This window comes from Saliniramus sp. (assembly GCF_035311605.1).
Classification (GTDB): Bacteria; Pseudomonadota; Alphaproteobacteria; order Rhizobiales; family Beijerinckiaceae; genus Saliniramus.
In genome coordinates, this window is record NZ_DATGCW010000329.1 from 1 (window position 1) to 8,884 (window position 8,884).

Consider the following 8,884-nt stretch of genomic DNA (forward strand, 5'->3'; position numbering starts at 1 on the left):
CATCGAGGCGAGCGTCATCCGCACCGCGTCTGCCCCGTAGGCGTCGATCAGCGTCAGCGGGTCGATGATGTTGCCGAGCGACTTCGACATCTTCCGGCCCTGGTCGTCGCGGACCAGGGCGTGGATGTAGACGTCGCGGAACGGAACGTCCTGCATGAAATGCAGGCCGGTCATCATCATCCGGGCGACCCAGAAGAAGATGATGTCGAAGCCGGTGACGAGCACGTCGGTAGGGTAGTAGCGCTTCAGCTCCGGCGTCTCGTCTGGCCAGCCAAGCGTCGAGAACGGCCACAGGGCGGAGGAGAACCAGGTGTCGAGCACGTCCTCGTCGCGGCGAAGCGGCACGTCATGCCCATTCTTCTCACGCGCCTGCGCCTGCGCTTCCGCCTCGTCATAGGCGACGAAGACATTGCCGTCCTCGTCATACCAGGCCGGGATCTGGTGACCCCACCAGAGCTGGCGCGAGACGCACCAGGGCTCGATGTTTTCGAGCCACTGGAAATAGGTCTTTTCCCAGTTGTTCGGCACGAAGCTGGTGCGCCCGTCGCGCACGGCGGTCATGGCCTTCTCGGCCAGCGGCTTGACATCGACATACCATTGATCGGTCAGATAGGGCTCGATCGGCACGCCGGAACGGTCACCATGGGGGACGGTGTGGGTGTTGGGCTCGATCGCCGCCAGAAGCTCGCGCGCCTCCATCATCGCGACGATGCGCTTGCGGGCCTCGAACCGATCGAGACCGTGGAGGGTCATTGTCTCGGTCAGATCGGGGCTGTCTGGCAGGTCAACATGAAAATCCATGTTGCCTTCGAGCCAGATTCGCGCCTCCGGATCGAAGATATTGACCATGCGCAGGTTCTGGCGCTTGCCAACTTCAAAATCGTTGAAATCGTGCGCGGGCGTCATCTTCACCGCGCCGGAGCCGATTTCCGGATCGGAATATTCGTCGGCGACGATGGGGATGCGGCGGCCGACCAGCGGCAGGATCACGTGCTTGCCGACGAGATCCTTGTAGCGCTCGTCCCCCGGGTGCACGGCGATGCCGGTATCGCCGAGCATGGTCTCGGGCCGCGTCGTCGCGACGGTGATAAAGCGCCCCGGCTCGTCCTCGATCGGATAGCGGAAGTGCCAGAGATGGCCCTTGATCTCGAGCTGCTGCACTTCGAGATCGGAGATCGCCGTCTGGAATTTCGGATCCCAGTTCACCAGCCGCTTGTCGCGATACATCAGCCCCTGGCGATAGAGCTCGACAAAGAAACGCAAAACCGCCTTCGAGAGGCCGTCATCCATGGTGAAGCGCTCGCGCGACCAGTCGCAGGAGGCGCCGATGCGCTCCAGCTGGCGGCGGATGCGCCCACCCGATTCCTCCTTGAAGGCCCAGACCTCTTCGAGGAATTTCTCGCGCCCGAGGCTGCGGCGGTCGGGGCGGCCCTCTGCGGCGAGCTTGCGCTCGACCACCATCTGCGTGGCGATGCCGGCATGATCCGTGCCCGGCTGCCAGAGCACGTCGCGCCCGCGCATGCGCTCGAAGCGACAGAGTATGTCCTGGATGGTGTTGTTGAGCGCATGGCCCATATGCAGCGAGCCGGTCACGTTCGGCGGCGGGATCACGATGGTGTAGGGCTTTGCGTCCTTGCGCTCGGGGCGACCGGCGCGAAAAGCGCCCGCATCATTCCAGCGCGCGGCGATACGCGCCTCGACGGCAGCGGGGTCGAAGGTCTTGTCCATCATGCTTTTAGCCGGTCGTGTCCGTGTTGACGAAATCGATGAGGTCGTTGCGTTAGAAAAAGCAGCGGCGCCGACAAGTCAACCGGCGCCGTTCAGAACAGCGCTTTACTAAGGTCGGGCAGGGTGCAGACGGTCGCGGAAACAGCTGGTGAGACGCTTGGCCGGGAGCCGTCGCCTCAGCGCCCGCCGCCGCGTGAGACCCGCTCGATCTCGGCCCGAACCATGCGCTCGACGATGGTCGGCAGGTTGTCGTCGAGCCAGACCTTGAGCATCGGGCGCAGCATCTCCTTCACCAGATCATCGAGGGTGCGCCCGTTATTGGAGAGCACCGTATGGGCGAGCTGGTTGAAGGCATTGCCGACGGCCTCGTCCGTCGCCTGGGAAATCAGGCGGTCCTCGTCGATGAAAGCGTGTTGCGCCGGCGCGGCATAGGCGGGCTCGGGTTCGAATTCGGACTCGGGCTCGGGTTCAGGCGCGGCTGCGGGCGCGAAATCCAGCCCGTCATCATCCTCTTCGTCATCGGTACCGATTGCATCAAAAGCCGCGTCCACGGCGTCCTGTCCGGCCAGTTCTTCAGTGTCCTCTTCGGCCGCCCCGGTGTCGATGGCATCGAAATCGATCTGTCCGTCTTCATTACGGAAATCGATATCGTCATGTTCGAGCGCGAGATCCGCCGGCGGGACGGCCTCGCCGACCTCGGCGAGATCGAGAACGTCATCGTCGTCGTCTTCCTCCGGCTGCTGCGGCGCGGCGTCATATGCCTCCGGCATTTCCGCACCGTCATCGCCGATCGCTTCCGCCATCGCCTGCTCGAAAGGATCTTCCTCGTCACCCTTGTTCGCAGCTTCCTGATCATCGGCGATGATGCGCCGGATCGAAGCCAGAATTTCTTCCATTGAGGGTTCGTCGGTCTTCGGATTGGCCTGGTTCATGCGAAACTCTCACCGCGATCGAGTGCGCCGACGACGAGAATCACCCGTCGTATCATGCATCATATGGTTAAACGATGCGGACCCGATGCGCAAAGGGGCGAAGCCCTTTCACCCACAGGCGTTTATCAGTCGCCAGACGGTGTGGAGGTGCCCCAGATCCGGTGGCGGACCTGTTCGTAATGCTCGCGCGAGTCGTATTCGGCAATGGCAAGGCCGAGCTGGCGCGGCGTCAGTCGGCCCATGGCCTGGACCAGAGAAAAGGCCGCAACAATCCGATCACGCTGCGCGGTAATCAGGTTGACACGCGCATTCAGCAGCTCCTGCTGGGCATTAAGCACATCAAGCGTGGTGCGCTGGCCGACGCGAGCCTCCTCGCGCACACCGGTCAGCGCGGTCTCCGCCGCGTCGACCTGGATCTCGGCGGCCTGAATCTGTGCGGATGCGGCCTCCAGCGAGCCCCAGGCCGTGATCACATTGGCGCGCACTTCCTCGCGGGCCTGTTCGAGTTCGAAACGGAACTCGTTCACGGTCTCTTTTGCCGCGCGAACCCGCGCGGAGACCTCGCCGCCCTGATAGAGCGGCACGGTCAGTTGCGCCGTGATCGAAGCACTGGTCTGGCGATCGCCGCGCTGCTGCGCGTCGAAACGCCGGTCGATCGAGCCTCGCACGCTGGCGCGCGGAAGGAGTTCCGCCTCCGCGACCTTCACCGCGATCTGGGCGCCGTCGAGCGCATGGCGCGCGGCGATGATCGACGGATTCTCCGTCAGGCCGGAATGGAGGGCGCTGTCGAGATTGCCGGGAATAAGGCGCTCAGGGGCGCGCCCGGCACCGAGTTCGCGCGGTTGCGAACCGATGATCTGACGATACCGTCCGATATTCGCGCGCAGATTGGCCTCGGCCAGGCTGACCTGCGAACGAGCGGAAGCCAACCGCGATTCGGCCTGCGCGACATCGGTACGGGTGACTTCGCCGACTTCGAAACGGTCCTGAGATTGGCGCAGCTGTTCGTCGAGAACTTCGACATTGTTGCGCTGCAGGTTCAGGATCGCCGTGTCGCGCAGGACGTTCATGTAGATTTCGGCGCCGCGAAACAGTGTCTGCTGCACGGTGGCTTCCAGCCGCATGCGCGCGGCGAGAACCTGCGTTTCGGCGCGGCGCACGGCATTGCCGGTGCGCCCGCTATCGAAAATGTTTTGCGTGATTTCGAGGCCGATCCCGCGCGGATCGCGTGACCGTGAATCGATTGCGCCGGTGACCGGATTGGGCCGCCAGGTGATCTGGCTGCCGATATCCGCGGTGGCGTTGATACGCGGACGATAGCCCGAGCGCGCCTGCGGCACGCCTTCGTTGGTCGCGCGCAGGCCTGCCCGCGAGGCATTGATGATCGGGCTGTTCTGATAAGCGCGGGCGAGGGCGGTGTCGATCGTCTCGGCATGAGCCTGATGTCCGCCGGGCATCGCCACCATCGCGAAGCCCGTCAGCAACAAGGCTGTTGTCGCGACGAAGCTGACGAAAGAACGTGGGTTTGCTCTGGTCACGAATCGTTTCCCGTTGCTGCGCCACCATGACGAACGCGCGGAATCACCCATCTGGGCCCCGAATGAAAACGAAATCTAAACCTTTCTAACGACGAGCGGAAGGCGGGTCTGGCACCCGGCACAATTGCGGCAGGGGCGTGGTATTTGAGCAACGCCTCAAAAAACGAAACCGGGCTCTTCGCGGAAGGCCTTCAGGGGCTGGGCCGCAGCGTCGAAGAGCGGGCGGTCGCCGATCACCTCGCCCGAGCGCACGAACAGCGTGACCCGGCTCGTACGCCCCCCGTCGCCCATCACCGTAACCAGACGACCGCCATCAGCGAGCTGTGCGAGCAACGCTTCGGGACGCTTCTCCACGGCTGCATTGATCAGGATCGCGTCAAAGCCGTCCGCCACGCCGAAATCGGCATCGAGTGGCTTGTCGATGATGGTGACGTCGTCGCTCAGTCCGGCCTGCGCCAGATTCTGCCGGGTTTTCTCGGCCAGCGCCGCATCCGGTTCGACAATGCTGACGGATACGCCCAGCTGCGCCGCGACGGCGGCCTCGTAGCCAAGCGCGCCGGCGAGGATCAGGAGACGCTCGCCCGCATCCAGATCGAGATTCTGCAGCATCCGGGCGAAGACCATCGGCGCGAGGAAATGGCGCGTCTCGCCGTCTTCGGCCTGCGCGATCACCAGCGGGCGGTCGGAATAGGCGAGATTTGCCATATCCGCCGGCGCGAAGATCTCGCGCGGCACTTCGTTCATGGCCGACAGCACGCCGAGATCACTGATGTCGTAGGTCCGCAGCTGGTTGTCGACCATCATGCGGCGGACTTTGGCGTAATCGATCATGGCTCGTCTCTCAGCATGGCTTCCGGCCCCGTACCGGCAAGCCGGGTTTTGTGGCATCAGCGCGCAAAACGCAATACTCTGCGTACCAGACTCGACACGCAGTGCCTTGCGCGCAAGCGCGCCGGCATCTGCGCGCCGATGTCAATCATCATTGCCCGTGTTCAGATCATCGGGGCGCTTCCCCTCGTCAAAGCCTTTCCCACGCAGATGGCCGCGCGCCAGCAGCCACTCGCTGATAATGCGCGTGGCCAGGTCCTGGCGCGAAGGCTGCTCCGGCTCCGATTGCCGGGCGTGATCGAGCCCGGCCAGAAGCGCGGAAGTCAGGATGATCGTGTCGTTTCGATCGTCAGTCATGGAGCTGTGTTCGCCGATTTCGAGATTTGCGGATTATATGGACAAGAAAATCAATCCAGGTGGAACTTGTCGAAATCGCGGTGTTCGGCGCTTATGCTGCGTACCGTGCCGGTGGCGGAGCGGTAGACGACCGTCTCGGTCTCGATAACCTCGGGGCCGAAACGCACACCGGAGACCAGCGCGCCGTCGGTAACCCCGGTCAGCGCGACGATGACGTCGCCGGCAGCGAGTTCAGTCATGTCGTATTTCTTTTCGGGATCCTTGACGCCCATCGCCTTGGCCCGCGCCCGCGTATCCTCCCTATCGAGGATCAGGCGGGTCTGCATCTGGCCACCGATGCAGCGCAGGGCACCCGCGGCGAGTACGCCTTCCGGCGCGGCGCCGATGCCGAGATAGATGTCGATCCCGGTCTTCTCCGGCATCGCCGTGTAGATCACGCCGGCCACGTCACCGTCGCTGATCAGGCGCACGCTGGCACCGGTGGCGCGGATGGCGGCGATCAGCTCATGGTGGCGCGGGCGATCGAGGATCAGGGCGGTGATGTCGGAGGGTGCCACGCTCTTGGCTTTTGCGAGCGCGTTGATGTTGTCCTGCGGGCTGGCATCGAGATCGACCACGCCTTTGGGATAGCCCGGTCCGATGGCGATCTTGTTCATGTAGACGTCGGGTGCGGCCAGCAGGGTCCCCGATTCGGCCATGGCCATCACCGCGACGGAGCCCGGCATGTCCTTGGCGCAAAGGGTGGTGCCCTCCAGCGGATCGACGGCGATATCGACCTTCGGCCCGTCGCCGTTGCCGACCTTCTCCCCGATGAACAGCATCGGCGCCTCGTCGCGCTCGCCCTCGCCGATGACGACGGTGCCGTCGATCTGGAGCTTGTTGAGCTCGCGGCGCATGGCGTCCACTGCGGCCTGGTCGGCGGCTTTCTCGTCGCCGCGCCCGCGCAGACGCGCGGCTGAGACGGCGGCGCGTTCGGTCACGCGGACAAGTTCGAGGGTGAGGATACGTTCGATGAACGGGTTGGGGGTGATTTTCTTGTCAGCCATGGGGGCCAGCCTCCGAATGTGATCGCCGCCTGGCGACCGCGATTGCTTTTATTCTCTCTCGATCCGGATGACTTGCGCATCCTCGGCGATCAAACCGTCCCCGGCGATCTGCCGGATCGCCTCGCGCACCGCGCCCTCGCTCGTCGCATAGGTGATCAGCACCACCGGCACCGGGGCGCCGGAGCGCCCGGTCGGATCGAGCGCGGCGGCCTCGGAGCGGCGTTGCAGGATGCTCTCCAGCGAGATGGCGTTCTCGGCCATGTGCCGTGCGATCCCGGCGGCGGCGCCCGGGCGATCATAGACCGACAGGCGCACGTAATAGCCGCCCTCGTGGCGCTGCATCGGCGCGCGCTCGGCCAGCTCCATCTGCGCCACGGGCCAGCCGAATGGCGGGCGCGCCGGCGTGCCGGCGACATCGGCGATATCGGCCAGAACGGCGGAGGCCGTAGCGTCACCGCCCGCCCCGGGCCCGATCAGGGTGAGTTCGCCCACCGCATCGGCATCAATGGTCACGGCATTGGTGACGCCCATGACCTGCGCGATGGCGGAATCCCTGGGCACCATGGTGGGGTGCACGCGCTGCTCGATCCCCGTCTTGGTGCGCTCGGCCACACCGAGCAGCTTGATGCGAAAGCCGAGATCATCGGCCATCTTCAGATCGAGTGGCGCAATGGCGGAAATCCCCTCGACATAGATCGCATCCGCGTCGACCTTCGTGCCGAAGGCGAGGCTCGTCAGAAGCGCCAGCTTGTGCGCCGTGTCATTGCCCTCGATATCGAAGGTCGGATCAGCCTCGGCATAGCCGAGCCTCTGGGCATCGGCGAGGCATTCGGCGAAGGAGAGGCCCTCTGCTTCCATCCGCGAGAGGATGTAGTTGCAGGTGCCGTTGAGGATGCCGTAGAGCCGTGTCACGCGATTGCCGGCCAGCGCCTCGCGCATGGTCTTGACGATGGGAATGCCGCCGGCAGCCGAGGCCTCGAAAGCGAGATGCGCGCCGTTTTCCTCGGCCAGAGCTGCGAGTGCATTGCCATGCTTGGCCAGCAATGCCTTGTTGGCCGTGACCACATGCTTGCCGGATTTCAGCGCCACCTCGACGGCTTCGCGCGCCGGCCCCTCGTCGCCGCCGATCAGTTCCACGAAGCAATCGATATCGCCGGAGCCGGCGAGGGCGATCGGATCGTCGAACCAGGCGAGGTCCGAGAGATCAATGCCGCGATCACGGCTGCGGTCGCGTGCGCTGACGGCGGTGATGGCCATCGGGCGACCGGCACGCGCGCCTATCGCTGCCCCGTGCGTCTGGAGAAGCCGTACAAGGGACGCTCCGACTGTCCCGAGTCCGGCCAGGCCGATCCGCAATTGCTTCGTCATCAATCTCACCCAAATCAGTCCGACGCGCATGGTTCCGGAAGCTGCCGGCCTTTGCGTCGATTGGTGCCTGTCTTGCACGGTTTTTCCGTGCGGTTCAAGGAAGTGAAGCAGCGATTCGCCGCTCATGCACATATCTGCCACGATTGCGCCGTCTCCGGAGGATGGCGGGAATCACTGCGTTGACGCTTCCGGTGTGTTCTATTAAAAGAACGATCGTTCTTTACAAGGCACGAATTTGCGCATGGCGCGTTCGGGCAACAATTCCGCGCCAGGCGCGCAAGGGAGATGCAAGCGATGACAGAACAAGTGCCCGGTTTCGATACCCTCGCCATTCATGCCGGCGCCACGCCGGATCCGGCCACCGGCGCGCGCGCCACGCCGATTTACCAGACGACATCCTTCGTCTTCGACGATGTGGATCACGCGGCCTCGCTTTTCGGCCTCCAGGCTTTCGGCAACATCTATTCACGCATCACGAATCCGACCTGCGCCGTGCTGGAGCAGCGCGTCGCGGCGCTCGAGGGCGGCACGGCGGCGCTCGCGGTGGCGTCCGGCCACGCGGCGGAGTTCCTGACGCTGCACGCCCTGATGGAGCCGGGGGACGAGTTCATCGCGGCCAAGAAGCTGTATGGCGGCTCGATCAACCAGTTCACGCATTCCTACAAGAATTTCGGCTGGCAGGTGAAATGGGCCGATACCGAGGACCCCGCCACATTTGACGCTGCCGTGACCGACAAGACCAAGGCGATTTTCATCGAATCGATTGCCAATCCGGGCGGCGTGATCGTCGATATTGCGGCGATCGCCGAGATCGCGAAGAAGCACAACATCTCCCTCATCGTCGACAACACCATGGGCACACCGTATCTCGTTCGACCCTTCGAGCATGGCGCCGACATCATCGTGCATTCGGCGACGAAGTTCCTCGGTGGCCACGGCAATTCCATCGGCGGGCTGATCGTCGACGGCGGCAGCTTCAACTGGGTCGGCGACAAGCGCTATCCGATGCTCTCGGCGCCGCGTCCGGAATATAACGGCATGGTGCTCGGCGAGACCTTCGGCAATTTCGCCTTCGCCATCGCCACCC

At 64.1% G+C, this 8,884-nt stretch carries 8 protein-coding genes; 1 reads left to right on the top strand and 7 read right to left on the bottom strand.

From position 1 onward, the window contains the following. From VKP01_RS14610 to VKP01_RS14640, 7 genes are all read right to left on the bottom strand, one after another. Nucleotides 1-1,731, bottom strand: a 1,731-nt coding sequence (locus tag VKP01_RS14610; RefSeq protein ID WP_324413541.1) for a valine--tRNA ligase, incomplete at its 3' end; no start/stop codon positions are given. A gap of 173 nt (nucleotides 1,732-1,904) precedes the next feature. After that, nucleotides 1,905-2,660, bottom strand: coding sequence for a DUF2497 domain-containing protein (locus VKP01_RS14615; RefSeq protein WP_324413544.1), 756 nt, complete (start codon nucleotides 2,658-2,660; stop codon nucleotides 1,905-1,907). Nucleotides 2,661-2,785: 125 nt separating this feature from the next. Further along, nucleotides 2,786-4,198: a TolC family outer membrane protein gene (locus tag VKP01_RS14620; protein ID WP_324413546.1), complete on the bottom strand. Its 1,413-nt coding sequence runs from the start codon at nucleotides 4,196-4,198 to the stop codon at nucleotides 2,786-2,788. 156 nt (nucleotides 4,199-4,354) lie between these two features. Continuing rightward, a complete protein-coding gene (locus VKP01_RS14625) occupies nucleotides 4,355-5,029 on the bottom strand; it encodes a protein-L-isoaspartate O-methyltransferase (protein ID WP_324413548.1) in 675 nt (224 codons plus the stop codon). A 141-nt stretch (nucleotides 5,030-5,170) separates the two neighbouring features. Then, nucleotides 5,171-5,383 (bottom strand): hypothetical protein, encoded by a 213-nt coding sequence (locus VKP01_RS14630; RefSeq protein ID WP_324413549.1) that lies wholly within the window; start codon nucleotides 5,381-5,383, stop codon nucleotides 5,171-5,173. A gap of 50 nt (nucleotides 5,384-5,433) precedes the next feature. Next, nucleotides 5,434-6,429 carry a class II fructose-bisphosphatase gene (gene glpX, locus VKP01_RS14635; RefSeq protein WP_324413551.1) on the bottom strand — a complete coding sequence of 332 codons (996 nt, stop codon included), beginning with the start codon at nucleotides 6,427-6,429 and terminating at the stop codon, nucleotides 5,434-5,436. A gap of 48 nt (nucleotides 6,430-6,477) precedes the next feature. Then, nucleotides 6,478-7,797: a homoserine dehydrogenase gene (locus VKP01_RS14640; protein WP_324413554.1), complete on the bottom strand. Its 1,320-nt coding sequence runs from the start codon at nucleotides 7,795-7,797 to the stop codon at nucleotides 6,478-6,480. 294 nt (nucleotides 7,798-8,091) lie between these two features. Between VKP01_RS14640 and VKP01_RS14645 the strand changes: the two genes are divergently transcribed. Beyond that, nucleotides 8,092-8,884 (top strand): aminotransferase class V-fold PLP-dependent enzyme (locus VKP01_RS14645; RefSeq protein ID WP_324413556.1); only part of this gene is annotated, 793 nt, incomplete at its 3' end.